This window comes from Nostoc sp. CENA543, assembly GCF_002896875.1.
In the GTDB taxonomy this organism is placed as follows: Bacteria; Cyanobacteriota; Cyanobacteriia; order Cyanobacteriales; family Nostocaceae; genus Trichormus.
Map to the genome: position 1 here is coordinate 6,040,802 of NZ_CP023278.1, position 26,350 is coordinate 6,067,151.

Sequence of the window (26,350 nt, forward strand, 5' to 3'; positions counted from 1 at the left end):
GGTACTGAAGAACCAAAAGAATTCGGTTATCTTGTTGCTCAAAAATCATTTATGATTGCTATATGAAAACAGTGTATTCCACTAAATAAAATATAAATTTAATAAATTGAAGAACTAAAATATTGATTAGTGTTGGAGAAAATACTGAAGATAACGCACAAACTCTGAAGTATTTTCCCAATGAATATTATGTGCAGCATTGCTAATTATTTGAAGTTGCGCTACTGGACATAGTTGAACCATATCTTGATTAATCTGGACAAACTTGTCATCCTGTTCGCCCACCACCAGGAGCAAAGGCACTTGATTTTGAGGTAATATTTCCCATAATGATGGTTGGCTGCCATTACCCATAAATTTTAGTGACTTGGCTAATTCTAGAGGATTATTTTGCAGCCGATTCTCTAACATATAGTGAAATTCTGGGTGATGCTGAAGAGAACCAAAAATAGGTTGACGATACCAATTCGATAAAAACAGGGAAAAATCAGGTTGAGATAGACACCTTTCTAGTTTTCTCGCTATCTGGTGATCACGTTTGATTCTTTCTGTACGTTCTGTTTCTGTCGCTAAACCTGGAGAAGCCGATTCTAAGATAACTCTAGAAAAATACTGTGGAAAGTGGAGAGTTAAATATAAAGCTAATCTCCCACCCATTGAATAGCCAGCTAAATAACATTGATTAATCTTTAATTTTTCTATTAATTCAATAATTGCTGTAGCAGTTTTTTGTATTGTATAATATTCGTCCCCACCTAATACTTGAGTTTTGCCGTGTCCTGGTAAATCTATTAATAAATAGGAAAAATTATCTTTTAATACTTTTGTGACTGTGTCAAATTCCTCAATGCTTCCCATGAAACCGTGCAGAAACAAAATTAAAGGCTGATTGTAATTCTTAATTAACTCATAATTAAGAATATAATTTTCTAGTTTCATAATCATGATAAATACACTTCATGTATAATTACAAAATATAAAATATCATGCGAAAAATTATTTTATTCATAGCCTCTAGCCTCGATGGCTACATCGCCAGATCATCAGGAGCAGTAGATTGGCTATTTACAGACCAAGATTATGGTTATACAGATTTTTTCACCCAAATTGATACATTGGTGATGGGTAATAAGACATATCAACAGGTTTTAAGTTTTGGTGATTATCCTTATGCAGATAAGGAAGTATTCGTATTTTCCCAAAAACAACAAGGTAAAACAGAGAATAATGCCACATTTGTTAATCGTGATTGGGAAGAGTTTATCAATAAAATACGTCAATCAAGTGGTAGAAATATTTGGTTAGTAGGCGGTACACAGACGATATACTTCTTTTTGAAACATAAATTTATTGATGAATTGATTCTTTCTATTCATCCAATTATTTTGGGAAGTGGAATACCACTAATTGTGAATGATCCTAGTCTTGAATGTAGTTTAAATCTGCAGGATGTCAATAAATTTGATTCGGGACTGCTACAAGTTACTTATACCTTTAAAAACAAAAATGCAGATTAATATTTTTAAGGCATAAATCTATCTAAAGCCGCTTTAAGTTGTTTAATTTCTAGTTCTATATCACCTTCTTTTGCGGCTCTAGCGATACACTCAGTGAGATGTTCATCTAGAACAATTCTAGCTACTTTGTCTAGTGCGCCTCTCACAGCTGCAATTTGTAATAAAACATCAGGACAAGGACTATTTTGTTGCACCATTGTTTTAATACCTCGAATATGTCCTTCAATTCGAGATAATCGGTTAACAATTCGCCGTAAAGATTCTTCACTGTGGATGTGAGGATGAGCTATATGTTCATCTTCTAAATCGTGACTGTGTGGGTGTTCTGGGGGTAAGGATACAGGAGAAGATTCAGGAGTTAATCGGTTTGAGCCATTCATGGTTAATTGCAGCACTGGTGATATTTAAAATCCTACCCTAAGACTGGAAACTGGAAGGAAGAGTTGTAGCCTACTCCCTAAAAGGAGTGTAAGAAACATGGGTAATACCCGAACTAGGCCAGGGGAAATTGCCAGCATAGCGATGAGATGAGATATTCATTTAACTTTAAAATACGGATAGCTTACGTTTTCGCTTGTATGAATACTCTGGACAGACTAGAGTGAAACTTGTAGCTAAGAATTAACGTCAAGGCGCAAGGAATATTTCCCTATCTGCCACAATAATTTTAAGTAGATTTGTTGCCATCAGGTAACAATTAGGCTTCTAGATTAGGTTGTGAATATGCGATTTACTAAACTCCCCCGGTCTATACGCCAACTCGGTACTCATGTATTAGCAATAATTCTAGGAGTTGCGCTGACATTCAGTTCTCTGCGTGTGCTACCTTCCCAAGCAGAACCCGCACCTAGTGCTGTGAATCCTGAGAATACACCAGAATTAATTGCTCAAAGACAATCACCAACAGTTGCTGCTGTAGGTAACAGTAGCTTTGTGACAGCCGCCGTGAATCGTGTTGGCCCAGCTGTAGTGAGGCTGGATACAGAACGCACAATTACCCGTCGTGTTGATCCGTTTTTTGATGATCCTGTGTTCCGCAGATTTTTCGGTGATAGTTTGCAAGGACAAATGCCGCAGGAACAATTACGCGGTTTAGGTTCTGGCTTCATTATTGATAAGAGTGGCTTAATTTTAACTAACGCCCATGTGGTGGATAAAGCCGATCGCGTGACGGTGAGATTAAAGGATGGTCGCACCTTTGATGGCAAAGTGCAAGGGATTGATGAAGTCACAGATTTAGCTGTGGTGAAAATCAACGCTGGTAGCAGTTTACCTGTTGCGCCTTTGGGTGTTTCTAGTAATGTACAGGTGGGAGACTGGGCGATCGCAGTTGGTAATCCTTTAGGTTTTGATAATACCGTCACCTTGGGTATTGTCAGCACCCTCAAGCGTTCTAGCGCGCAAGTAGGTATCACTGACAAGCGGTTAGACTTTATTCAAACTGATGCAGCCATTAACCCTGGTAACTCTGGTGGCCCTTTATTGAATGATAAAGGTGAAGTCATCGGGATTAATACAGCAATTCGTGCTGATGCTATGGGTATTGGTTTTGCTATTCCTATTGATAAGGCTAAAGCGATCGCAGATAAACTGCAACGAGATGGCAGAGTTGCTCACCCCTATCTAGGCGTGCAGATGGTAACTTTAACCCCATCCTTAGCGAAACAGAATAACACTGATCCTAACTCTGCCTTCACTATCCCAGAAGTTAGCGGTGTTTTGGTAATGCGAGTTATCCCCAATTCCCCTGCTGCTCAAGCAGGTATCCGTCGTGGCGATGTGATTGTGCAAGTTGATGGCCAAGCTATCACCAAAGCAGAACAGTTACAGAACGTTGTCGAAAATAGTCGCCTCGGTCAAGTTTTACAGGTGAAAGTACAACGAGGTAATCAGGTACAACAGCTATCTATACGTACAGCTGAGTTGCAAAATGCTTCTTAGTTAGAGTTAAGAAAGTATCAAATACTTGTTTTATCCCCTCTTAACTCACATTAATTCGAGGTTTTGGGGGGATTTTTCATGTTTTTTTGGATCAATGTTTGGATTTGAGCAGCTGTTGCTTCTGGTTTTCCTGCTAAAGAAAAAACTAAAATACTGTCAATTTTATCGTTGTCTATTAATTCTGGCAGACGCGATAATTGTTTATCAGTAATGGCAATTCCCGCATATTTTTTGGCATAATTTAATTCTTCGGAAAAATTATCCTCATTATAAGCTTGAATAAATACTCGATCTACATTCCAGTTTTGCCAGTCAGCTGCAAAATAACGTTTAGCCCAGTACGGATTATGATGACAAATATCAAACTTTACTTTGGAGTTGGCTTGTTTGATTGCAGTGATCATTTGCTGTAAAAATTTAGTTAAATTCGCAGTGCGATCAACTTTTCCTGGTAATTCTGCATGATAGCCCAGATAATCATCCCATTGCACAGCATCAATTTGGGGATATTTTTTCACAAATTCCACAGAGATATTTGTAAATAGGTTGGCAACTTCAGGAATCTGCACATCTAAAACGTAATGGTCTATCCCAGCGTAAGTTTTATCTACCCCAGGAACTAGCCAATTTCGAGACACTGCTAAATCATAAATGGGACTATTTTTATCTAATTTAATTCCTTTTTCAAAATAGGCATGAACCTGCATTCCCTGTTTATGTGCCTCATCAATCAACCAATCTAACCATTTTTCTTGAAACTGATTAGGACAACTTTTATATCCTAATGTCTGCTGCATAACTTCGCTATTGTACATTGTGCAACCATTTCCCCAAACACCATGAATAATGGTATTAATGCCTTGAGAGTGATAGTAACGAACTCTTTGACGAATTGTTTGTTCATCAGCATTATTCGTAATTTGGTAGCGGCTTAAATAAATTCCTCTAATGGCTTTTTTCTCCCAAGGAGTCGGAGGTAATGTTTTTGTGATAGGCAGCTGCTTTTGAGGCGTTGAACTGATAGTTACTGATGGAGAAGGACTTGTGGGTAAACTTGTCTGAGGAGAAGGATTAGCGATCGCAGAGGTGGGAGAATTTAAAACGGGAATATTTGCTTGTGGATTTTTCGGTAAAAATTTGCTAAAGTCTAGATTGCTTTTTTGACTCAACCACCAATAACCACCCCCTAAAATCAAGACTATTAGAGATATTGGTATATTTGAGCATCCACAGCCACTCGGTTGTTTATTGTGTTTGGGCATAATAATGTGATGATTGATGGGTGATTGTCAGTTGACAGGTATACTAATTTCTACAATTCACAGCTTGAATTTTCCCATTTGAATTTGCTAAAAACTGTAACTTTATTTTTTCTCAGGATTATCAGTCATCAAAATCATCATTTGATGCAGTTAATTACTTGTTTTAAACTTGAAGTAAAACATCCAAAATAACTGATGCTGTACAGACGATTCGGACGGACAGAATTACAGATGCCGGTATTCTCCTGCGGCGGAATGAGATATCAATATAAGTGGGAAGATGTAAACCCGTCAGATGTACCGGCAGATAATCAAGCTAATTTAGAAGCAACTATTCGCCGTGCAGTAGAGTTAGGAATTAATCATATTGAAACTGCGCGGGGATATGGTAGCTCGGAAATGCAGTTGGGAAAAATCTTACCCAAGTTTCCCCGTGAACAATTGATTGTGCAGACGAAAGTTTCGCCTACGGCTGACGCAAATGAGTTCCGCCAGAAATTTGCAACATCGCTGAACTATCTTCAGTTAGATTATGTAGACTTACTCGGATTACATGGAATTAACAACGCCGAATTTTTAGAACATAGCCTGCGTCCGGGTGGCTGTTTAGATGTGGCAAAACAGTTACAAGCCGAAGGTAAAGTCAGATTTATTGGCTTTTCCACTCATGGGGCAACAGATTTTATTTTAGAAGTAATTAACACCAACGAATTTGATTATGTAAATTTGCATTGGTATTACATTAATCAATGGAATTGGTCTGCAATTACAGCAGCAAAAAATCATGATATGGGTGTGTTTATTATTAGTCCTTCTAATAAGGGAGGGCTATTATATAATCCACCACCAAAACTAGTAGATTTGTGCGCGCCTTTGAGTCCGATGGTGTTTAATGATTTATTTTGTTTAAGTCATTCACAGGTGCATACTTTGAGCTTGGGTGCAGCCAAACCCCAAGATTTTGATGAACACCTGAAAACCTTAGAATTATTAGACCAAGCTTCGGAGATTTTACCGCCAATTTTAGCTCGTCTAGAAGAAGAAGCGATCGCAACTCTCGGCGAAGATTGGGTAAAAACTTGGCAAACCAACCTCCCCACATGGCAAGAAACCCCTGGAGAAATCAATATTAGGATGGTTTTATGGCTGTGGAATCTAGCCACAGCCTACGACTTAGTAGAATATGGCAAAATGCGCTACAACCTGTTAGGTAATGGTAGTCATTGGTTTCCCGGCAACAAAGCCGATAAATTAGCGGGACTAGACTTAAAACAATGCCTTGCTCAAAGTCCTCACGCCGACAAAATCCCGCAAATTTTAGCTCAAGCCCATAATATGTTAGTCGGTGAAGAAGTTAAACGGTTGTCTCAGAGTTAATTATCAGTTGCGTTGTTGACTCAGGCTACCGCATAACCTGTGTATTGACGTAACTCTGGGGGACGAAAACCCAGCACAATATGATCCTTGGGAATTCCAGCACGTTCTAAATCTGCTGCGATTCCCTCTTCTGTTCCATCTCTTTGAATCCAAATTTTACCGTCAATTAGATCAATATGCACTAAACAGCCATGTACACGGCGTTCGCCATCCCAGCCGACATCCATCCATAAATAGCGATCGCGTGTGCGGTCAAATACCAATTCCGCTTCTATGGGAGCATAGGAATATGGTATTGCTGCATATTCACTCAACACCGTTTCAATCACCTGACGATAATAGTCTAATTGGGAACTATCCATTGCTGAATAACCTCCTGTTTGGGGTCAAATGCAATTAATTTCAAACGACGATTTTTGAGTAATAGCTTACCTACGGGTTCTGCAAATAAATCTTCAACTACACTATTAGTAACCGCTAAATATAACTCCCTTTCTGGCTCTACCTCTGTCAATTCATTCCCCATTCCCCATTCCCAATTACCCATTCCCCTCCTTGTGATTTAACCGAGGTACGACCAAAACCTTATCCACCCGATTACCATCCATATCCATCACCTCGATTCGCATTCCCTCCCACTCAAAATGGTCGGCGGCGTTGGGAATGCGTCCTAGATGGGTAATCACAAAACCTCCCAAGGTTTGATAACTACCCCTTTCCTCAAATTCCAACTCCTCCAAATCAAACAATTCAAAAAATTCTTCTACCGCTAACATTCCATCTAGTAACCAAGAACCATCTTCCCTCTGTACAGCCTGTGGTTCATCTTCTTCGGGACTGGCAGGAACATCACCAACGATTTCACTCATAATGTCATTGAGAGTTAATAAACCTTGAATTACCCCGTATTCATCCACAACTAAGGCCATATGAGTCGCAGTTTGTTTAAATAACTCTAAAACCTTTAAACCACGGGTACTTTCAGGGACAAAGACAGGCTGACGTAAACCTACAGTTAAATCTAAAGGTTCACCGCGAAAACTCCTAGCCAGGATATCAGTTACAGGAATAATCCCCAACACATTATCTAAACCTCCCTGACAAATGGGATAACGGGAGTAAGCATTATCAGTGATTTTCTCGCGATTTTCTTCCGCAGAATCATCCAAATCTAACCAAACTATATCAGGACGGGGAGTCATAAAGGAATTAACGGGGCGATCGCCTAAACGAAAAACCCGTTCCACCATATCCTGTTCCGCTTCCTCAAAAGTTCCCGCTTCCGTTCCCTGTTCTATGAGGATTTTAATTTCTTCTTCCGTCACTAGAGGTTCTTCCGAAGCCGTGATCCCCAAAAGCCTCAGTACCATTTCTGTAGAAGCACTCAACAAATGTACAGCCGGAGAAGCCAACGCTGCTAAAGCACGCATAGGAATCGCCACTGTCGAAGCAATGCGTTCTGGATTGCTTAACGCCAGACGTTTCGGCACTAGTTCACCGATAATTAAAGATAAATACGTAATAATTAAAACTACAATTCCAAAAGATATAGGTTGACTATAAGCAGCTAAAAAAGGTACGCGTTTCACATACTTTCCTAGACTTTCAGCAATAGTTGCTCCCCCAAAAGCACCAGTGAGGATACCAATCAGGGAAATACCGACTTGAACAGTAGACAGGAAGTGATTTGGAGATTCTGCCAGTTTCAGAGCGACTCTGGCTTTCGCATCACCTTGATTAGCCAGCTGTTGTAGCCTGACTTTGCGCGCTGAGACAATGGCCATCTCAGACATCGAGAACACACCATTAGCAATAATTAGTACGAGAATGATTAAAATTTCCAATGACATTGTTATAGATTGTCGCTATTCCAAAGCGAACATAGCTTAATAATTAGTATCTAGTATTCAAGTTTCTTTGAGAAATGGCTAGAGGTTGGGTATGGGAATTGGGAATGGGGCATTGGGCATTGGGCATGGGGTATGGGGTGTAGGGCAAAAAACTAATGACTATTGACTAATGACTAATGACTATTGACTAATCACTCAGCACTTACAATAGTTCACATAGCCGTCACTATAGTTTCTGAATCTGGAAAGACTTCCTCCGCTAGTAGAACTTATGGCATTTTCTTCTATTGTGCGTGCCTTGGGGCGATCGCCACTCACCACTGAGTTACTTTCTAAATTAAATCGTCAACAAGAGTTACGCCTTAATGGTATACCTCGTCTACCTAAAGGCCTAGTAGCTTCGGCGTTAGCTCAAAATTCTCAAAGGAATTTATTCGTAGTTTGCGCCACATTAGAAGAAGCTGGACGCGCTTACGCACAGTTAGAGGCGATGGGTTGGCAAACTGTGCATTTTTACCCGACTTCTGAGGCTTCCCCTTACGAACCTTTTGACCCCGAAACGGAAATGACCTGGGGACAAATGCAGGTTTTGGCAGATTTGGTAAAGAGTCAACAGTCAATAGTCAACAGTCAAGAGTCAATAGTCAACAGTCAACAGTCAATAGTCAACAGTCGAGAGTTTAATAAAATCGCGGTTGTGGCTACTGTCGGGGCTTTGCAGCCGCATTTACCACCACCAGGTGCTTTTACTCCTTTGTGTCTTACCCTGAAAAAAGGGATGGAATTTGACCTGGATGCTTTTAGTGAAAAAATCACTCTTTTGGGATATGAACGTGTACCTTTAGTAGAAACAGAAGGACAATGGAGTCGGCGCGGTGATATTGTCGATGTTTTTCCTGTGTCTTCTGAGTTACCAGTGCGCTTGGAGTGGTTTGGCGATGAAATTGAGCAAATTCGGGAATTTGACCCATCAACTCAACGTTCAGCCCTTGACAAAGTTACACAAATTACCCTTACCCCTACTAGCTTTACCCCAATTATCTTAGATGCACTCAAAGGTAATGCTAAGTTTCAGGCGATGAGTTCTGATTTTAGTTCTGATTCAGAATTGGATAGTGAGTCAGGAATTATCGAAGGTAGTCGCAGATTTTTGGGTTTAGCCTATGAAAAACCCGCTTCGATACTGGATTACTTACCAGAGGATACCTTGATTGCCATCGATGAGCCAGAACAATGTCATGCTCATAGCGATCGCTGGGTGGAAAATGCTGAGGAACAATGGTCTTTAGGAACTGGGGAATATGATTTGGGTTCGCTACAATTACCCAAGATTCATCGGTGTTTTGATGACTGTTTGGCTGATGTCACCAGATTTAAGACTATTTATTTATCGGAACTAGCAGAAGAAAATAACGGGATGAATTTGGCTAGTCGCCGTGTACCTGTGACACCGCACCAATTTGCCAAACTAGCAGATACATTACGCCAAGAACGCGATCGCAATTTCTCGATTTGGTTAATTTCGGCTCAACCTTCCCGTTCTGTTTCTCTCCTGCAAGAACATGATTGTCCGGCGCAGTTTATTCCTAACCCCCGTGACTACCAAGCTATCGACAAGCTACAAATCAACCATATCCCCGTAGCTTTGAAATATTCAGGACTGGCGGAATTAGAAGGTTTTATTTTACCGACTTTCCGCTTAGTAGTCGTCACCGACCGCGAATTTTACGGACAGCATTCCCTCGCCACCCCCAGCTACATCCGCAAGCGGCGCAAAGCTGCATCTAAGCAAGTTGACCCCAATAAGCTGCGTCCAGGGGATTATGTAGTTCACAAAAGTCATGGGGTGGGTAAATTCGTCAAGTTAGAAAGTCTGACAATTAATGACGAAACCCGTGATTACATTGTCGTACAGTATGCTGACGGTCTTTTAAGAGTCGCTGCTGACCAAGTCGGGTCATTGTCTCGCTTCCGCAGTACAGGCGATAAAGCCCCAGAACTGCATAAAATGACCGGTAAAGCTTGGGAAAATACCAAGAACCGCGTCCGCAAAGCTATTAAGAAATTAGCAGTAGACTTGCTGAAATTATACGCCGCGCGATCGCAACAACAAGGGTTTGCCTATCCCCAAGATATGCCTTGGCAAGAGGAAATGGAAGATTCCTTCCCCTACCAAGCCACAACCGACCAGCTAAAAGCTGTGCAGGATGTGAAACGCGATATGGAAAGCGATCGCCCAATGGATCGGTTAGTATGTGGTGATGTGGGTTTCGGGAAAACAGAGGTAGCTATCCGTGCTATTTTCAAAGCCGTCACTTCCGGTAAACAAGTTGCTTTACTTGCACCAACCACAATTCTCACCCAGCAACACTACCACACCCTCAAAGAACGTTTCGCCCCCTACCCCGTCAACGTCGGCTTACTTAACCGTTTCCGTACCGCCGAAGAACGCCGTGATATCCAAAAGCGTCTAGCCACAGGGGAATTAGATGTAGTAGTTGGCACACACCAACTTTTAGGCAAAGGTGTCAACTTCAAAGACTTAGGACTATTAGTAATTGACGAAGAACAAAGATTTGGGGTGAACCAAAAAGAGAAAATTAAAACCCTGAAAACCCAAATAGACGTTCTCACACTCTCCGCCACACCCATTCCCCGCACCTTATATATGTCCTTGTCGGGAATTCGGGAAATGAGTTTGATTACCACCCCACCTCCAACCCGCAGACCAATTCAAACTCACCTTTCACCGATGAATCCCGAAACCATACGTAGTGCTATTCGGCAAGAATTAGACAGAGGTGGTCAGGTATTTTATGTAGTTCCACGGGTAGAGGGTATTGAAGAGACAACAGGTAAACTGCGAGAAATGATCCCTGGGGGAAGATTTGCGATCGCTCACGGTCAAATGGACGAGAGCGAGTTAGAATCAACCATGCTCACCTTTAGTAACGGTGAAGCAGATATCCTCGTCTGTACCACCATTATTGAATCAGGCTTAGATATTCCCCGCGTCAACACCATCTTAATTGAAGACGCGCACAAGTTTGGTTTATCGCAACTATACCAATTACGCGGACGAGTAGGACGTGCAGGTATTCAAGCTCATGCTTGGCTATTTTATCCCAAACAACGGGCGTTATCTGATGCCGCACGGCAACGTTTACGGGCGATTCAGGAATTTACGCAACTTGGTTCTGGCTATCAGTTAGCAATGCGCGACATGGAAATCAGAGGCGTGGGTAACTTGCTCGGTGCAGAACAATCCGGTCAAATGGAAGCGATTGGTTTTGATTTATACATGGAAATGTTAGAAGAATCAATCCGAGAAATTCGCGGTCAAGAAATACCCAAAGTTGACGACACACAAATTGACCTCAACCTCACCGCCTTTATCCCTGCTGATTATATTCCCGATATTGATCAAAAGATGAGTGCGTATCGTGCGGTAGCAGCAGCAAAATCCAAAGACGAGTTAACGCAGATTGCAGCAGAGTGGGGCGATCGCTATGGTAATTTACCAGTTCCCGCAAATCAACTATTGCGAGTTATGGAACTCAAACAACTAGCGAAACAACTAGGATTTAGCCGCATCAAACCAGAAAACAAACAGCACGTTGTTTTAGAAACCCCAATGGAAGAACCAGCATGGAATTTATTAGCCGCGAACTTACCAGACCATCTCAAGACGCGTTTCGTTTACTCTCCTGGTAAGGTGACAGTACGCGGTTTAGCAGTGTTAAAAGCCGACCAACAATTGCAGAGTTTAATCGATGCGATGACCAAAATGCAGGGTGCGATCGTAGAAGCAGCCGTTGTTTAATACTATATAGTTCTAAATTAAATAGTTTTGCATGAACATGGGATGATTTCTTTTAACATCGAATTTCATCCCTCAATTCAGCAGCAAGCCCTAAATAGTGGGGATAAAACTCCCTATTTCTTCCAATGACCACATTCTTATTTTGGAATATAAATAAAAAGCCATTAATCAAAGAAATTAGTAATCTTTGCAGAATATATGATGTTGACATTTTAATATTGGCAGAATCCAATATTTCTGATGTGGATATTTTATTAAACATAAATTCCGGCAAAGAGCGAGTTTATTTAGCGTTATTTAATATTTTATCGACAAGAATCAAATTTTACTTTAGATATCCGTCAGAATGTGTAGAACCAGTTGCAGATGAAGGATACATATCTATTAGAAGGCTATCACCGCCTGTTGGCAATGATATTCTGGTAGCAGGGATTCATCTTTCTAGCAAACTTCGTATGACAGAAGATGATCAAAAATTCCAAGCAGCAAGAATGGCTGAAGTCATCAGAGAAGCCGAGGTAAGAGTTAAACATGAAAGAACTATAGTCATTGGCGACTTCAACATGAATCCATTCGAGGCTGGCGTTGTTGCAGCAGACGGTTTTCATGCGGTAATGGATCAAAATATTGCTCGTCAGCGTAGCCGAACCGTACAAGGAAAAGAAAAATTATTTTTTTTACAATCCTATGTGGGGCAAAATGGGCGATACAACTCCTGAACCTCCAGGGACGTATTTCTATCCAAGTTCTGGTTATGTCAACTACTTTTGGAACACTTTTGACCAAGTTTTATTAAGACCCGATTTATTAGACTTTTTTAGTCCAGAAAATTTAAAAATTATCTCTGATATTGATGGCAAAAGCTTATTAACATCTAAATAATAAAATTTCAACTGCTTATTCTGATCATCTACCAATAGTTATTCAACTTAATAATGAGAGGATTTATGATGTCTCCCAATAATAAAAATCTGTGGGGCGAACTGCCGAAAAATGTAGAGGTGCGTACACCTTATTTAATTTTAAAGGAACAAGCCTCTATTCTCACACAAATGACAAAAGGATTGCTCATAGGTGAAGTTGATAGAAAACCTGTCTTACAAAATGTTTTTATTGCCAGGCTAAGAATAAGAGTCCCAGAACTCAATAGCTATACCTACTCGGTAGTGGACGTTCAATATCCACTGAAACTTTATCCTTTGGTTATTAAAGATTACACTAGCTCTGAGCAAGAAATCCAATGTTCTTCTGAACAAGAGTTTGAAGTAACTCTTGGTAAAATATTGTCGTCAGATCAAGTAAAAAGAGTTATATCAACATTACTAGCTGAAATTCAGTCAGGTGATAAAGTGCAGGAGGAGACTTTTTAATATGTCTACTAAAGCGTTAGTTGATGGCAAATCGCAGAGGCGACTGCGATGGAAGGTGCTAAACGATCTACGGTAATGCCAGAAATGCCACCGCCGTTATTGGTGGTTGAAGTGGTGAGTCCCAATCAGAGTAGTCGTGATTATCGCTACAAGCGATCAGAGTATGCGGCGCGGGGTATACCTGAGTATTGGATTGTTGATTCGATACAAGAACAAGTGACGGTTCTGGAATGGGTAGAGGGTTTTTATGAAGAGAAAGTGTATGTAGGGGATAACGCGATTACTTCATTGGTATTTCCTAATCTCAAGTTGACTGCTGCTCAAGTTTTGCATTGTCATTAATGAGGATTTAATGAGTTCGTAAGGATGCTGGGGTAGTCATTACGCACTTCGGTTTATCATGGGGATCAGGACATGATTAAAGGATGAGAGTGATGAAAATGACCAGTCAATTGCTGTCAGGATGTTTGAAAGCCTTTAGCTGTGTATCACTGAGTATCCTTCCCCTAGTTCTGTCAACTCCGGCTCAAGCACAAGAACAATCACCAGCAAAGTCAGCTTGTCAGTCAGCTTTAAGTACCCCCCAAAAGAAGTCACAAGTTAAACAACCACAAAAGATTGCACAGTTTCAAGATAATACATCACAGGAGCGATCGCTGCTGGTGCAACAAGCTAATAATTTATACAATCAGCGTAATTTCCCAGGCGCACAAAAAGCCCTGTGTCAACTTGTGAAAAAATATCCTAAAGATACTTTCGCACACTATCAATTAGGTAATGTCTTTGCGCGTCTCCAGCAACCAGAAGCCGCTATTAGTTCTTACCGTGAAGCTATTCGCATCAACTCTAAATATGCGTTAGCTTATAATGCGATTGGTGCAGTTTACGCTAACCAAAGTCGTTGGGATGAAGCTATTACAGAATTTAAGAAGGCTTTAGAAATTAATCCCGAATATGGTGACGCACTGATTAATTATGGTCAGGTGTTGTGGCAAATAAATCAAAGAGAGCAAGCACAAGCTTCTTTAGAAAAGGCTTTAAATATCTTTAAAAAACAACAGCGAAACGAGAAAGTTTACCAAGTTGAGCAAATTTTGCAACGTCTGAAAACTTCAGATAATCCTGGTGTTTCATGATGCCGATTGATAATGGATTCTAAACTTTTTAAAGACGCGACTTATCACGTCTCTATAATTATTCAACGGCTAAAATACCTTTCTGCTCGTAAATTGGTCTGACTAATCTTGTCAATCCTGGTAATTGTCTATGAAAAATTACAGAACCAATTATACAAACTATCCCATCAATAATTAAGGTGTTAGGCGCGCCTATATGACTAGCTAACCATCCTCCTAATAAATTACCTACGGGTATCATGCCTAAAAATGACATGGTATACAAACTCATTAATCTACCGCGTTTGTCTTCATCGACGATGGTTTGCAAAAATGTATTACTAGCGGCTATTTGTAAAATTGTGCCTAAACCGACAAATAACATTGTAAATAGAGACAAAGGTAAGTATCGAGAAACAGCAAAGGCAATTAATCCTACACCTAAAATTGCTGGTGCGATCGCAATTAATTTCCCAATACCAACAATACTTCTACGGGTAGCTAAATAAATTCCCCCAGATAAAGCTCCCAATCCTGAAGCAGCCATCAAAAATCCCAAGGTTTCTGCTCCACCTTCTAAAATTGTCTCAGCAAAAATCGGCACTAAAATAGTGTTTTGTAACCCCATTAAACTCACTAAAGTTGATAGTAATAAAATAGCTCGGATGGGTGGAAACCTAAAAGCATAGACAAATCCTTCTGCGACTTTTTGTAGTGGATTACCTGGAGTTACTGCTATTTTTAAGGGCTTGACATTCATCGCCAATAAGCCGCCGATAACCGCAATATAGCTGAGTCCATCTACTAGAAAACAGTAAGCTACACCAATCTGAGCTATTAATAAACCGCCAATGGCTGGGCCGATTAATCGCGCGCCGTTAATCATAGTGGAATTAATGGCGATCGCATTGGCTAAATCATCTCTGCGTTCCACTAATTCGGGAACAAATGCTTGTCTAGCCGGTGCATCCAAGGCGTTAATAAATCCCTGCAATAAGCTTAAGGCGATGATGTGCCAGATTTGCACAACCCCTGTGAAAACTAATACCGCTAATGCTAGAGATTGAATCATCGCTAGGATTTGGGTAGCAATTAAGGTACGATACCGTGAAAATCTATCGACGAATACCCCACCAAAGGGAGCAAGAAAGAAGTTAGGAATTTGACTAGTAAATCCCACTAGCCCCAACATCAATGCTGAGTGTGTCAAACCATACACTAGCCAAACCGTAGCTAGTTGCGTCATCCATGTCCCAATTAGAGAAATCCCTTGTCCTACAAAAAACAGACGGTAATTTCTGGATCTAAATGCAGGTAGTTGCAGCTGTTTTTGATAATTCATGAATTATGTTTACTGAATCGAATTGTGGAATGGTTTCTGTATCAAAGTGAATATTTTAAATACGTAATATACAGAAACTATAGTTTTTTATGCTAAAAATTAGCGTACGTAGTATTTTCTGAAAAAAACAGTATGATTTCTTCACCCAGTTGGATGATAAAGCCGCAATACTTAAGATAGGTTAGCGATCGCCTGATTGAGAATTTGGGAAAACATTTCACGATCAGCTATGGAAACACCTTGCATAGCCTCTTCACGCACCTCTGCTGCAATTGGGGGTAAGACAGTTTCCAATTCCTTGCCAGCGTCAGTTAGCCAAATCCGCCAAATTCTGCGATCGTGCGTATCCCGTTCGCGACGCACTAAACCGCGTTCTTCCATCCTGTCTAGTACCCCCGTGAGAGTACCCCCGACTTGTTGCAATTTTTCCCCAATGCTAGAAGTCGGTAAACCATCTTCTTGCCACAAACAGCATAGAACTAACCAATGAAATGGTGTCAATCCGAATGGTTCTAATCTTTCAGTGAATTTGCGACTTAGTAATTGTGAAAGCAGTTTAATTCTATAACCCAAGTTGTATGGCGCGAGATTTTGTTGCCATGATGCCAATGTAGAAGAATGATCGGGTTGAGCAATCATTGAAAAATTATTTAGTGTACGTAGTATTAATCATAAATTGATTTGACATTTTTAGCAATATTTTGGGAATTGGGCATTATTTACTGGGTAGAACTTGAATTAATTTGTAGTCTTGGATGGAACCGATGACGCGGTGTGGTCTGCTGGATAATTGGGATGGTGTGGCTTTGTAAACCCAAGCATAGCTAGGGGTGGAGAGTTGGGTAATTGTCTCTACCCTTTGACCGTGAGTGGGGGTATAAAATCTGAGGAGGACGGCATTTTTACCACCCATATTGACGAAGTGAACCGGGTGAGTTTGTAAAATCGAGGCGATCGCGCTTTGATGTAAGAAAGTTCTGTAATTAGGGTTATAGTCACTCAATAAGCCCAAACTCCCCACCATAGCCAAAGCTAACCAACAGGGAATTAACCAACCTGCTATCCAATAGTTAGCGGTGAGAAACGTATAACCAAAGCGGTGACGCATATCCCAGACTATGGGCAAGATTAACCAACTTAAACCAACAATTAAACCGATGGGTGAGTATTTGCGATCGCCCCAAGCAAATACCAATATAGCTGCAACTATCGATAAAAAGCCTAGTAAAGCAGACGCATAGCTCAAAAATCGGGGAATATTAGCTTTTTGTAGTAAATGTTTTTTCTTGGTATATCCCAATTCATAAACTCTACCCAACCAGTCTAAACCAATTGCTGCGAGTAAAGCGATAAATGGGTGTAGTGGTAAACTATAGTGTGATAATCTTGTCGAAAAAATACTCAATTCCCCAAATAAAACTATAGGAAAACCAACGAGTATTAGTTGATAATTAGGGATAGGGCGGCGAATAACTAAAAATAAACCCAAAAGACTCAAAAACACCCAAGGGAAAGCCTTAAGCGGCACATTCCAAAAGTAGAAAATAAAGTTATTCCCCTGACGTTCTTCAGAACCCAACTCAACAACAAAGCCAAATAAAGCAGCAAAGCTATCATTACCATAACGCTGCCAATTAAACCATAACCAAAGTAAAGTCGGGATTAAGCCTACAAATAAGCCTAGATATAAGCAAGGGTTAGTGAGATGTTGATGACGACGATGTTTAATAATTAGATATGGCGATAAAGCAACAGTTGGCAGAACAATCATAAAGCTTCTCATCAAGAAGCCTAGACTTAAACTGCACCCAGCAATAAATCCTAAAATATATTTATATTTCGGATGTTCTTCTGCTTGAATAAAACTATAAATAGCTAAAAGTATCAGAAAAATAGTTGGTATATCAGGCGTACCTAACCGACAGTATTGCAGCCAGAGAAATTCTACACTCAAAATTGCACTAGCTAGCCAAGCTAACTTTTTACCTAGCATGATTTTGCCTATTTCATAGGTGAGCAATAGGCAAAAAATACCAAATATCATGTTAGGTAATCTGGTACTAAATTCGCTAATTCCTAATAACTTATAGAAAACTGCAACTAACCAATAGAACCCAGGTGTTTTATGATGAGCATTACCCCAAGGTGCAATCCAATCACCAGAATCATACATCTGACGGGCGCGCCACGCATATAACCCCTCATCATGCGCCATGACGCTACTTTCCCCTGAGTTGAAAACTAATAGGGGAATTGTCCAAACCAGCAAACTCCCATAGGGAAATATGGCTGACTCGCTGATTTTCCGCCAAAGAGGTGGTAAAAATTTTAGCCTATACAACACGGGATGCTGCATAAATTGGTAGAAGTATCCAGCTTTTATTAAAATATGTTAAATATAGCCTGCTCAAAGAATACCCGAAGTTGCACAGCTTTAGTTAAAAAACTTTTCTGAATCAAAATTATGTTACTAAAACCTGATCAACGGCTCAAATTAGACGATACAGACGACAAGCTATTTTACTCCTATCCCCGCTTCGTCACCCATGTTGATGAAGGTTTTATCCAACAGCTAACAGACTTATATAGAGAAAGACTCCAACCCAACACCCGCATACTTGATATGATGAGCAGTTGGGTGTCTCATTTACCAGATGAGATAAAATTTGCCCATGTGGAGGGACACGGACTCAACGCTGAAGAATTAGCCCGTAATCCCCGCTTAAATCATTATTTCGTCCAAAATCTTAACGAAAATCCCGCCTTACCTCTGCCAGATCAAGATTTTGATGCTGTAATTAATTGTGTTTCCGTACAATATTTACAGTACCCAGAAGCCATTTTTTCGGAAATTCACCGCATCTTGAAACCTGGTGGTGTAGCAATTTTTAGCTTTTCTAATCGGATGTTCTTTCAAAAAGCCATTCAAGCTTGGCGGGATAACTCCGAACAAGGGCGAGTGGAATTAGTGAAACGTTACTTTACCTCTGTACCAGGATTTACCACACCAGAGATTATTGCCAGTAAATCTACTGCACCCAATTTCCTGCAATGGTTGGGTGTACCAGGGGGAGATCCATTTTATGCTGCGATCGCCTATCGACAAAATTTATAAATTCAGTATTCAATTTTAGTAGCGTGGCAAGCCTAAAATGATGCAAAAAAATTGTAGGTTGGGTTGACGTAAGGAAACCCAACCTACATCTAATACACTATTTTAGCTGTGTCAGTCCACTACTTATACTTACATTTGTTCTCCAAATCAAATCAAATTTCTATAGCAATGATTTGTAAAAAATTATAAATATTTGCCTTGCAAGCAGTATTTATGCTGACTTGGTACCGATAGACAATTAGTGTACCAGGAGAATAAAAATATGCGTAATATTCCTAATAATTATAACGGTAACTCTAGATATGGTTTCTACTTGGGTGGTGGGATATTGTTCCTATTTTTAGCTATAATATTTCGCCCGTTTACAATTGTAAATGCTGGTGAACGTGGTGTAGTCATGCAGTTTGGCAAAGTCCAAGACACAGTTTTAGATGAAGGACTACATACTATTATGCCGGGTGTGACATCTGTACGCAGAATTAGTGTGCGTGTACACCAAAATACTTTTCAAGCTGATGCGGCTTCTAAAGACTTGCAACAGTTGAAAACAGAATTGGCTGTTAACTGGCACATTGACCCCAGTAAAGTCAATAAGGTATTTCAACAAGTCGGAGACAAAGAACAAATAGTCACGGGTATCATTACGCCAGCCGTATCAGAGGTTTTAAAAGCTGCGACTGCTAAAAAAACGGCTGAAGAGATTATTACAAGACGCACAGAATTAAAAGCAGAAATTGATAAGAATTTAAAAGATAGGTTACAGGCTTATGGTTTGATAGTTGATGATGTTTCTCTGGTAAATTTTGCTTTTTCACCGGAGTTTAGCAGAGCGATTGAATCTAAACAAATAGCAGAACAAGAAGCCAAGCAAGCAGAATTTATTGCCAAGAAAGCAACTCAAGAAGCTCAAGCTGAGGTTAACCGCGCTAAAGGTCAGGCTGAGGCACAACGATTACAAAGGCTAACTTTAACGCCGGAGTTGTTACAAAAGCAAGCAATCGAAAAATGGGACGGTAAATTCCCAATGGTGATGAACGGTAATGGTTCTTTACCGTTGATTAATATCAATCCTGGTAATTTGTCTAACAATAATAATTAATATTCAATAATGAAAGCGATCGCCTATTTTCCATAGACACAAAACTAACCATATCAGAAATAACCGCAACCGCCGATGCACAATTATCTTAGACTATACAAAAACATAGCTCGGCGGTTCAACGTCACAAAATTACAATCATTCCTCAACTAAGCAATATGTAGCACTTTTCGCAAAATAGCTTGGTCTTCTAACTTGGCTTTTAAGCGACCATTTTCAACATCTCGAATCCAACTTTGGCTTTTACCTGTGAGTTTGGCTAACTCTCTTTGGGTGAGATTTAAATTTTTGCGTGCCTGCAAAATCTGCTCACCAACTAAATCGCCTGCGCTGGATATTTTCCGTCTGACTCTGGCTGTACGCCGTTGTTTTTTCTCTGATTCCGAGATTTGTCTTTCCCATTCTGGTGGTAATTCAAAAGCTAAAATTCTCGCGTTCATTAACAGATTCCATTTCCCACGGGGGCCAGTATCGGTGAGCCGAGTTTCCCCACCAGCATCATTAATCCAAAATTCTAAAGCCTCATCAGGGTCTTCAGGAATATCAACTAATTTCGCCCATAAAGGTTGAATTTCCAAGGGATAGGTAATGGGATCAAATATAGGTTTAATACCCAAATTGTTGAGAACTTCTAAATCGTTTTCAAATGTTCTTAATAGGCGTTTGCGTTCTTCTCTGTGTCGGGAAGCCTGAGTAACTTTTTCTTCGCCATAGGCAATGCGGAGTAAGGTAGGAACAGTGATGCGTTGTTCCTTACCCATTTTGGTTTTAAACAACAACCACAGCATTAATCTGACTGCACCTTCATGTTGCTGCCAAATACTCATAACTGTAGTTAAGACAGTTTTAGGCAGACTACCATACTGATAAAATGCACTACGTTCTTTACATCCTTGTTTGTTCAGAAAGTATTGTGACCAAAGACCTGCACGAATTTTGAATGTGAGTCCGATGAGATATTTACAACCAAGGTCATCTTCTTGAAAGTGGTGTTGAATATTGACTAAGTGCCACAAGCGACTATTTTGGACAGTAAAACCTGGGACTCGGCCTTGCTGCGGCCAGTCCAGGGAAATCATCAGTGAACAGGCTTGCTGCACCAGATTCTTCATTAATGAGAGTTTAGCGGTTTTGCTGAGGTCTTTACGTTTTTCTAGTCCCAGGTATTTTTCTAGTTGTCGTTCGTCAATGGCAAATTCTTGCTCCCAAGGTTGGTCTAAGACTGTGGCATGAGCTGCAAAAATGAGATGGAGACAAGTGGCGCGAATATCCAGGGTTTCAATTGCACTAATATTTTTGGCGCATTCACTGACTTGAAATGGGTCTTGGATGTGAAAAGCGATCGCACCCCGTCCTTGGTTCACCTGTCTGCGGTAACATAGATAGCCTGCGTCGTCGATTTCCCAATTCAGGGATGTACGCTGCGCTAGGAGATTGCACGCTTCCCAAATGGCGATCGCCGAAGCAAATGGGTTATTCTTGCCATTAGAAAATAAGTCGGAACTGGTAGCATCTCTTGGTTCAACTTTGCATCTCCCTTTTTTCGCCTGCCACGGTATGGGAGATTTAATAGGACAAGCTATTACACATTGCGGTTCAGGATAATAGCCTTCACAGTTATTACAAAGACAAGGATCTATCCAATACTCATCACCTTCTAATTTGATTGCACCCGTAGGACATTGGGGACGGCAGTTGTCACATCCAACGCAACTTTTGTTAGGAATTGTATAAGGCATATGGCTTCCCACTTGAATCGTTGAGATGTTCGGCTTAAGTCTCCCCTGGATGTGCCTGTACACAAGGTAAAGGTTAAAAAACAAAAATCACCAGTAGAAATTGGCAATCGTTGCTTGATTTATGCCATGTTGTACTGCTTATTTATTAAGTAAGAAAAGTTTAATTACTTAATAATTTATTCACATCCACATTTCGACTTTGCACCCAATTACAAACTAATCTAGGCTATTAATTTGAGCCTAATTTAGTTGCTTTCTTAGATAAAGATTTCATAAATATTTACGTGAATTTGTTCATAATGAGCTTAGGAAAGGTTCTTAAGAATTATAGAAATACTTAGTTTGCGAACAATTTTATCTTGACCTCAAAAGTTTAACCTAAATGTTTTGATTGAGTTTTTGTGTACATAATTATTGGTCTTGATGGATTTATTAATAATTTTAATATTTATCTCAAAGCCATCGTCTGTTATTAGCATCACAAATCATTATTGTTATGATTTCCTAGCAATTTACTTAGGTCAATCATTTATCATCATTTACCAGAAATTTTGAGCAAAAAAAGTATAGATTTACAAGTATCTGAAAAAGTGTTTTGTGGCGAAAACTACAATTCTGTCGGGCAAGTATGTAGTTTTTGATAACTTGCTAATAAATAGCAATGAATTTATAAGTGATTTACCGGGAATAACTTGACTTAAGATGTACTTATTCATACGAATGATAAATATCATCGCGGCAGAAGTGGTGCATAATAACTTATATTTAGTTGTTGAGCAAAACACTATACGGCTGCCTAATTCCCTATTGAATAAACTACCTGAAGTAATCAAACAATATTTTTATATGGATAGATTTACAAAAGTATTGATATTGTTTGTCCGATGAATAATTTTTATTGTGTACATAGAAAGTGATGCGATCACTAATAATAATAATTTTCATTTAAACTTAAATACATTTTAGGAAAAATTTTTGTATCTAATTAGCATTTAAATTCCCGGCGAATTAATCTGTTGATCACAAAATAAATAGATAAAATTAAAGTAAGATGAAGATTAAATTACCAACAAGTTTATTGGCAGAATAGCCAGGAGTTTAGTGATGGCAGTCCTCACAGGCGTAACCTTTGGTGGCAAAACTTGGACACCTAAATTTGCTCAAGCAATTGACAAAGACAAATGTATCGGATGTGGCAGATGTATTAAAGTATGTGGTTATTCTGTGCTGGATTTGAAAGCACTTAATGAAGAAGGTGAATTTGTTGAGGATGAAGAAGATGACGAAATCGAGCGCAAAGTCATGGTAGTAGCTCATCCAGAAAACTGCATTGGCTGTGAAGCTTGTTCTCGGATTTGTCCTAAAAATTGCTATAGCCACTCTACACTAGAGAACTAAGCTTGATGCCCCAAAAAACTGTTAGGAGGAGAATTAAATTAGTCAGCAAGGTAAATTAGGGGAATATATAAAAGTTCAATCACAACAACTGCGTAAATTATTAATTGTTCATTATTAACAAAATCAACCTTGCTATGGCAACTAACGGTTTAAATGCTGGGAGGAATCGCTGGGATTAATCTCAAAGCTTTCTGTTAATCACATTTACAATACATTGTTAAGTTTTTGGGGGATAGATATGAAGATATCTGGAAAAAATCCCCCAATTTTTGTTGGCGTGAGTTAGAAATTGAATAAGCGAAAAAACATTATCAGGTGAAAATCTTCAAACCTATAGATGGGCATAGGTAATTTTGGATGTGAGATTTTGCGTTGAGTTCCAATCCCAAATCCCAAATCCCAAATTGGATAAGACCCTAACACCGCCAACTCAAAAGCAGGTACTATGCAACAAATTCCTGTTTCATTATGGACTCTCATTGCTGGCATAGTAATTGGAGGAGTCAGTCTTTGGATGGGTCAAAATCACAATCTATTACCAGTAGAAGCATCAGAACAAGCACCCTTGGTAGACGGATTTTTTAATATTATGTTTACCATTGCTGTTGCCCTATTTTTGGTAGTGGAAGGCACGATTTTGATTTTTCTAGTCAAATATCGCCGTCGTCGGGGTGACAATACGGATGGTGTTCCAGTAGAAGGTAATGTTCCTCTAGAAATTTTTTGGACAGCCATTCCCTCACTAATTGTCATTTGCTTAGGTATCTACAGTGTGGATGTCTTTAACCGGATGGGAGGTTTAGAACCTGGAAGCCATCCCCATGCTGTATCCCATGCAGATCACAGTTCTGGAAGTGCTATTGCTGCAACCCTTGATGATGCTTTAACAGCGAAAACCGCACCTAGCATTGGGATTGGTACATCCCCCACCCATCAAGCTCAAGCGGCGGATTTGGTGGTAAATGTGACTGGTATGCAGTTTGCTTGGCTGTTTGACTATCCCAACAATGGGGTTTCGGCTGGGGAACTTCATGTTCCTGTAGGTGCGTCTGTGCAACTTAATCTCACCGCACAGGATGTAATTCACTCCTTTTGGGTTCCCCAATTCCGCATCAAACAAGACGCAATTCCTGGAATCCCGACACAACTAAGTTTTGTCGCCACTAAACCAGGTACATATCCGGTAGTATGTACAGAATTATGTGGTGGTTATCATGGTTCAATGCGGACACAGGTGATTGTCCACACGCCAGCAGAGTTTGATAGCTGGTTGATGGAAAATCAAGTGGCTCAACAGCATCATCTACAAACAACTGTAGCTGTGAATCCGGCGAATTTGTCCAAATCAGAGTTTCTTGCACCCCTTAGCCACAATTTGGGGATTGATACAGCAACTTTAGCTCAATTACAGAAGTAGGGTTCAGTTGTCAATTTCCGACAAATGACAACTGAACGCATTGTCACAAAACACTTATGACACAAATAGAATTTCCACCGCACTCACCAGATCAAAATCCATCACAAAATCTGGTGATGAGCCACACCTTACATTCTCCCGCTTGGAAATGGCATGACTATTTCAAGTTTAACGTAGACCATAAGGTTATAGGCATCCAATATTTGGTGACAGCCTTTGTTTTCTACCTGATTGGTGGGTTGATGGCGATCGCTATCCGCACTGAGTTAGCCACACCAGAAGCCGACTTCATCGATCCCAATCTCTACAATGCCTTCATGACGAACCACGGGACAATCATGATTTTCCTGTGGATTGTTCCCAGTGCGATCGGGGGTTTTGGTAACTACCTCATCCCCTTGATGATTGGGGCGCGGGATATGGCGTTTCCCAAATTAAACGCGATCGCTTTTTGGTTAAACCCACCAGCCGGATTACTCCTATTGCTGAGTTTCATCTTTGGTGGTTCACAATCTGGCTGGACTGCTTACCCACCTTTGAGTCTTGTTACTGCACCCATCGCTCAAAGTCTGTGGATTTTGGCGATTGTGTTGGTAGGGACTTCTTCTATTCTGGGTTCTGTGAACTTCGTCGTCACCATCTTGATGATGAAAGTCCCTAGCATGAAATGGGATCAATTACCCCTATTTTGCTGGGCAATTTTAGCCACTTCTGTACTTGCACTGCTGTCTACGCCTGTATTAGCAGCTGGTTTGGTACTGTTGCTGTTTGACCTCAACTTTGGTACTTCCTTCTTTAAACCAGATGCAGGCGGTAACGTCATTATTTACCAGCACTTATTCTGGTTCTATTCCCACCCGGCAGTATATTTAATGATTCTGCCCATCTTCGGCATTATGTCCGAAGTGATTCCCGTCCACGCACGCAAACCAATTTTTGGTTATAAAGCGATCGCTTATTCTAGTGTCGCCATCTGCGTTGTCGGTTTGTTCGTCTGGGTACACCATATGTTTACCAGTGGCACACCAGGCTGGATGCGGATGTTCTTCACCATCTCGACTTTGATTGTGGCTGTACCGACCGGTGTGAAAATTTTCGGTTGGGTAGCAACTCTGTGGGGTGGTAAGATTCGCTTTACTAGTGCCATGCTATTTGCGATCGGCTTGTTGTCGATGTTCGTTATGGGTGGCTTAAGCGGCGTGACAATGGGGACTGCGCCTTTTGATGTTCACGTCCACGATACTTATTATGTAGTGGCGCACTTCCACTATGTGTTATTTGGTGGTTCTGTCTTTGGGATTTACGCAGGTATCTATCACTGGTTTCCCAAAATGACCGGACGCAAGTTAAATGAATTTTGGGGACGAGTGCATTTTCTCCTCACTTTAGTTGGCACTAACTTGACCTTCTTACCAATGCACAAGTTAGGCTTGCAAGGTATGCCTCGCAGAGTCGCCATGTATGACCCGCAATTTGTGGACTTGAATCAGTTGTGTACCATTGGGGCATTTATTTTAGGCTTATCAGTCATTCCCTTTGCCATCAACATTATTCTGAGTTGGAGTAAAGGAGAAGTAGCAGGTGATAATCCTTGGCAAGCTTTAAGTTTGGAATGGACTACTAGTTCTCCTCCTTTGGTAGAGAACTGGGAAGTTTTGCCTGTGGTAACTCATGGACCTTATGAATATGGTCATTCTGCGGAAGTCAGTTCATCAACCTAACTCTTTGTAGGTTTTTGACACTTTACTCAAAGAACACGGGTTTAGGGTGTAGGGGTGTAAGGGTGTAGGGGTTGATAAAATAAAAAACCTACGCTTGTCAAAACTCCCAACCCCTTTCTCCTATTAGGAAAGGAATAAGTATATTTCTCCTCTCCTTGTCTACAGTGTATACACAAGTTGCTGCATTGACATTATTAATGTATCGACTGGCATTGCGAATGTATTGGCTGGCATTGCAAATGTATTGCGTGACATTGCGAATGT

General features: G+C 40.3%; 23 protein-coding genes and 1 pseudogene. 14 read left to right on the forward strand and 10 right to left on the reverse strand.

Annotated features, from left to right (window positions below):
- Window positions 1-126: 126 nt before the first annotated feature.
- Complete coding sequence (gene menH, locus CLI64_RS25335) at window positions 127-939, reverse strand: 2-succinyl-6-hydroxy-2,4-cyclohexadiene-1-carboxylate synthase (RefSeq protein ID WP_103140871.1); 813 nt, start codon at window positions 937-939, stop codon at window positions 127-129.
- Window positions 940-986: 47 nt separating this feature from the next.
- Between menH and CLI64_RS25340 the strand changes: the two genes are divergently transcribed.
- Window positions 987-1,517, forward strand: a complete 531-nt coding sequence (locus tag CLI64_RS25340) for a dihydrofolate reductase family protein (RefSeq protein ID WP_103139819.1) — start codon at window positions 987-989, stop codon at window positions 1,515-1,517.
- 5 nt (window positions 1,518-1,522) lie between these two features.
- Here CLI64_RS25340 and CLI64_RS25345 read toward each other — a convergent pair whose 3' ends face one another.
- Window positions 1,523-1,897 (reverse strand): metal-sensitive transcriptional regulator, encoded by a 375-nt coding sequence (locus CLI64_RS25345; protein ID WP_103139820.1) that lies wholly within the window; start codon window positions 1,895-1,897, stop codon window positions 1,523-1,525.
- 343 nt (window positions 1,898-2,240) lie between these two features.
- Here CLI64_RS25345 and CLI64_RS25350 point away from each other — a divergent pair, with 343 nt between their 5' ends.
- Window positions 2,241-3,458, forward strand: coding sequence for an HhoA/HhoB/HtrA family serine endopeptidase (locus CLI64_RS25350; protein ID WP_103139821.1), 1,218 nt, complete (start codon window positions 2,241-2,243; stop codon window positions 3,456-3,458).
- Between the two features lie 50 nt (window positions 3,459-3,508).
- On the opposite strand, the gene CLI64_RS25355 is transcribed toward CLI64_RS25350, so the two are convergent.
- A complete protein-coding gene (locus CLI64_RS25355) occupies window positions 3,509-4,720 on the reverse strand; it encodes a family 10 glycosylhydrolase (RefSeq protein ID WP_103139822.1) in 1,212 nt (403 codons plus the stop codon).
- Between the two features lie 195 nt (window positions 4,721-4,915).
- Here CLI64_RS25355 and CLI64_RS25360 point away from each other — a divergent pair, with 195 nt between their 5' ends.
- Window positions 4,916-6,097 carry an aldo/keto reductase gene (locus tag CLI64_RS25360; RefSeq protein ID WP_103139823.1) on the forward strand — a complete coding sequence of 394 codons (1,182 nt, stop codon included), beginning with the start codon at window positions 4,916-4,918 and terminating at the stop codon, window positions 6,095-6,097.
- Window positions 6,098-6,117: 20 nt separating this feature from the next.
- On the opposite strand, the gene CLI64_RS25365 is transcribed toward CLI64_RS25360, so the two are convergent.
- From CLI64_RS25365 to CLI64_RS25375, 3 genes are read right to left on the reverse strand one after another with little or no spacing between them, the layout of a single operon-like run.
- Window positions 6,118-6,459, reverse strand: a complete 342-nt coding sequence (locus tag CLI64_RS25365; RefSeq protein WP_103139824.1) for a XisI protein — start codon at window positions 6,457-6,459, stop codon at window positions 6,118-6,120.
- Window positions 6,441-6,644 carry an element excision factor XisH family protein gene (locus CLI64_RS25370; protein WP_103139825.1) on the reverse strand — a complete coding sequence of 68 codons (204 nt, stop codon included), beginning with the start codon at window positions 6,642-6,644 and terminating at the stop codon, window positions 6,441-6,443. The genes CLI64_RS25365 and CLI64_RS25370 overlap by 19 nt, the downstream gene beginning before the upstream one ends.
- Window positions 6,637-7,947, reverse strand: a complete 1,311-nt coding sequence (locus CLI64_RS25375) for a hemolysin family protein (protein ID WP_103139826.1) — start codon at window positions 7,945-7,947, stop codon at window positions 6,637-6,639. The genes CLI64_RS25370 and CLI64_RS25375 overlap by 8 nt, the downstream gene beginning before the upstream one ends.
- Window positions 7,948-8,218: 271 nt before the next feature.
- On the opposite strand from CLI64_RS25375, the gene mfd reads away from it, so the two are divergent.
- From mfd to CLI64_RS25405, 6 genes and pseudogenes are all read left to right on the forward strand, one after another.
- The gene (mfd, locus tag CLI64_RS25380; RefSeq protein WP_103139827.1) at window positions 8,219-11,770 is read left to right on the forward strand and encodes a transcription-repair coupling factor; all 3,552 of its coding nucleotides are present in this window, start codon (window positions 8,219-8,221) and stop codon (window positions 11,768-11,770) included.
- Window positions 11,771-11,895: 125 nt separating this feature from the next.
- Window positions 11,896-12,489 carry an endonuclease/exonuclease/phosphatase family protein gene (locus CLI64_RS25385; RefSeq protein ID WP_103139828.1) on the forward strand — a complete coding sequence of 198 codons (594 nt, stop codon included), beginning with the start codon at window positions 11,896-11,898 and terminating at the stop codon, window positions 12,487-12,489.
- The gene (locus CLI64_RS25390; protein WP_103139829.1) at window positions 12,470-12,652 is read left to right on the forward strand and encodes a hypothetical protein; all 183 of its coding nucleotides are present in this window, start codon (window positions 12,470-12,472) and stop codon (window positions 12,650-12,652) included. Before CLI64_RS25385 ends, CLI64_RS25390 begins: the two co-directional genes overlap by 20 nt.
- A gap of 65 nt (window positions 12,653-12,717) precedes the next feature.
- On the forward strand, window positions 12,718-13,140 hold the full coding sequence (locus tag CLI64_RS25395) for a hypothetical protein (RefSeq protein ID WP_157943320.1): 423 nt from the start codon (window positions 12,718-12,720) through the stop codon (window positions 13,138-13,140).
- Between the two features lie 39 nt (window positions 13,141-13,179).
- Window positions 13,180-13,482: pseudogene (locus tag CLI64_RS25400) on the forward strand (Uma2 family endonuclease); the annotation flags it as partial.
- A gap of 98 nt (window positions 13,483-13,580) precedes the next feature.
- Complete coding sequence (locus CLI64_RS25405) at window positions 13,581-14,276, forward strand: tetratricopeptide repeat protein (RefSeq protein ID WP_308418371.1); 696 nt, start codon at window positions 13,581-13,583, stop codon at window positions 14,274-14,276.
- A gap of 58 nt (window positions 14,277-14,334) precedes the next feature.
- Here CLI64_RS25405 and CLI64_RS25410 read toward each other — a convergent pair whose 3' ends face one another.
- From CLI64_RS25410 to CLI64_RS25420, 3 genes are all read right to left on the reverse strand, one after another.
- Window positions 14,335-15,597 carry an MFS transporter gene (locus CLI64_RS25410; RefSeq protein WP_103139832.1) on the reverse strand — a complete coding sequence of 421 codons (1,263 nt, stop codon included), beginning with the start codon at window positions 15,595-15,597 and terminating at the stop codon, window positions 14,335-14,337.
- Window positions 15,598-15,768: 171 nt separating this feature from the next.
- Complete coding sequence (locus CLI64_RS25415) at window positions 15,769-16,236, reverse strand: MarR family winged helix-turn-helix transcriptional regulator (protein WP_103139833.1); 468 nt, start codon at window positions 16,234-16,236, stop codon at window positions 15,769-15,771.
- Window positions 16,237-16,312: 76 nt separating this feature from the next.
- Entirely contained in the window at window positions 16,313-17,953 is a 1,641-nt protein-coding gene (locus CLI64_RS25420; RefSeq protein ID WP_225977428.1) for a glycosyltransferase family 39 protein, read from the reverse strand.
- Between the two features lie 108 nt (window positions 17,954-18,061).
- On the opposite strand from CLI64_RS25420, the gene CLI64_RS25425 reads away from it, so the two are divergent.
- Window positions 18,062-18,712, forward strand: coding sequence for a class I SAM-dependent methyltransferase (locus tag CLI64_RS25425; protein WP_103139834.1), 651 nt, complete (start codon window positions 18,062-18,064; stop codon window positions 18,710-18,712).
- Between the two features lie 262 nt (window positions 18,713-18,974).
- Window positions 18,975-19,811, forward strand: coding sequence for a prohibitin family protein (locus CLI64_RS25430; RefSeq protein WP_103139835.1), 837 nt, complete (start codon window positions 18,975-18,977; stop codon window positions 19,809-19,811).
- A gap of 149 nt (window positions 19,812-19,960) precedes the next feature.
- Here CLI64_RS25430 and CLI64_RS25435 read toward each other — a convergent pair whose 3' ends face one another.
- A complete protein-coding gene (locus CLI64_RS25435) occupies window positions 19,961-21,550 on the reverse strand; it encodes a helix-turn-helix domain-containing protein (RefSeq protein WP_103139836.1) in 1,590 nt (529 codons plus the stop codon).
- 1,104 nt (window positions 21,551-22,654) lie between these two features.
- Here CLI64_RS25435 and fdxB point away from each other — a divergent pair.
- The 3 genes from fdxB (at window position 22,655) to ctaD (ending at window position 26,086) form a co-directional block, all read left to right on the forward strand.
- A complete protein-coding gene (fdxB, locus tag CLI64_RS25440; RefSeq protein WP_103139837.1) occupies window positions 22,655-22,948 on the forward strand; it encodes a ferredoxin III, nif-specific in 294 nt (97 codons plus the stop codon).
- Window positions 22,949-23,393: 445 nt separating this feature from the next.
- A complete protein-coding gene (locus CLI64_RS25445; RefSeq protein ID WP_103139838.1) occupies window positions 23,394-24,365 on the forward strand; it encodes a cytochrome c oxidase subunit II in 972 nt (323 codons plus the stop codon).
- Window positions 24,366-24,421: 56 nt separating this feature from the next.
- Window positions 24,422-26,086, forward strand: a complete 1,665-nt coding sequence (gene ctaD / locus CLI64_RS25450; RefSeq protein WP_103139839.1) for a cytochrome c oxidase subunit I — start codon at window positions 24,422-24,424, stop codon at window positions 26,084-26,086.
- Window positions 26,087-26,350 lie beyond the last annotated feature (264 nt).

What these genes read in the sequence shown, in the direction of transcription:
- menH (WP_103140871.1), bottom strand. Translation starts at nt 939, where the DNA reads ATGAAACTAGAAAATTATATTCTTAATTATGAGTTAATTAAGAATTAC.
- CLI64_RS25340 (WP_103139819.1), top strand. Translation starts at nt 987, where the DNA reads ATGCGAAAAATTATTTTATTCATAGCCTCTAGCCTCGATGGCTACATC.
- CLI64_RS25345 (WP_103139820.1), bottom strand. Translation starts at nt 1,897, where the DNA reads ATGAATGGCTCAAACCGATTAACTCCTGAATCTTCTCCTGTATCCTTA.
- CLI64_RS25350 (WP_103139821.1), top strand. Translation starts at nt 2,241, where the DNA reads ATGCGATTTACTAAACTCCCCCGGTCTATACGCCAACTCGGTACTCAT.
- CLI64_RS25355 (WP_103139822.1), bottom strand. Translation starts at nt 4,720, where the DNA reads ATGCCCAAACACAATAAACAACCGAGTGGCTGTGGATGCTCAAATATA.
- CLI64_RS25360 (WP_103139823.1), top strand. Translation starts at nt 4,916, where the DNA reads ATGCTGTACAGACGATTCGGACGGACAGAATTACAGATGCCGGTATTC.
- CLI64_RS25365 (WP_103139824.1), bottom strand. Translation starts at nt 6,459, where the DNA reads ATGGATAGTTCCCAATTAGACTATTATCGTCAGGTGATTGAAACGGTG.
- CLI64_RS25370 (WP_103139825.1), bottom strand. Translation starts at nt 6,644, where the DNA reads ATGGGTAATTGGGAATGGGGAATGGGGAATGAATTGACAGAGGTAGAG.
- CLI64_RS25375 (WP_103139826.1), bottom strand. Translation starts at nt 7,947, where the DNA reads ATGTCATTGGAAATTTTAATCATTCTCGTACTAATTATTGCTAATGGT.
- mfd (WP_103139827.1), top strand. Translation starts at nt 8,219, where the DNA reads ATGGCATTTTCTTCTATTGTGCGTGCCTTGGGGCGATCGCCACTCACC.
- CLI64_RS25385 (WP_103139828.1), top strand. Translation starts at nt 11,896, where the DNA reads ATGACCACATTCTTATTTTGGAATATAAATAAAAAGCCATTAATCAAA.
- CLI64_RS25390 (WP_103139829.1), top strand. Translation starts at nt 12,470, where the DNA reads ATGGGCGATACAACTCCTGAACCTCCAGGGACGTATTTCTATCCAAGT.
- CLI64_RS25395 (WP_157943320.1), top strand. Translation starts at nt 12,718, where the DNA reads ATGATGTCTCCCAATAATAAAAATCTGTGGGGCGAACTGCCGAAAAAT.
- CLI64_RS25405 (WP_308418371.1), top strand. Translation starts at nt 13,581, where the DNA reads ATGACCAGTCAATTGCTGTCAGGATGTTTGAAAGCCTTTAGCTGTGTA.
- CLI64_RS25410 (WP_103139832.1), bottom strand. Translation starts at nt 15,597, where the DNA reads ATGAATTATCAAAAACAGCTGCAACTACCTGCATTTAGATCCAGAAAT.
- CLI64_RS25415 (WP_103139833.1), bottom strand. Translation starts at nt 16,236, where the DNA reads ATGATTGCTCAACCCGATCATTCTTCTACATTGGCATCATGGCAACAA.
- CLI64_RS25420 (WP_225977428.1), bottom strand. Translation starts at nt 17,953, where the DNA reads ATGCAGCATCCCGTGTTGTATAGGCTAAAATTTTTACCACCTCTTTGG.
- CLI64_RS25425 (WP_103139834.1), top strand. Translation starts at nt 18,062, where the DNA reads ATGTTACTAAAACCTGATCAACGGCTCAAATTAGACGATACAGACGAC.
- CLI64_RS25430 (WP_103139835.1), top strand. Translation starts at nt 18,975, where the DNA reads ATGCGTAATATTCCTAATAATTATAACGGTAACTCTAGATATGGTTTC.
- CLI64_RS25435 (WP_103139836.1), bottom strand. Translation starts at nt 21,550, where the DNA reads ATGCCTTATACAATTCCTAACAAAAGTTGCGTTGGATGTGACAACTGC.
- fdxB (WP_103139837.1), top strand. Translation starts at nt 22,655, where the DNA reads ATGGCAGTCCTCACAGGCGTAACCTTTGGTGGCAAAACTTGGACACCT.
- CLI64_RS25445 (WP_103139838.1), top strand. Translation starts at nt 23,394, where the DNA reads ATGCAACAAATTCCTGTTTCATTATGGACTCTCATTGCTGGCATAGTA.
- ctaD (WP_103139839.1), top strand. Translation starts at nt 24,422, where the DNA reads ATGACACAAATAGAATTTCCACCGCACTCACCAGATCAAAATCCATCA.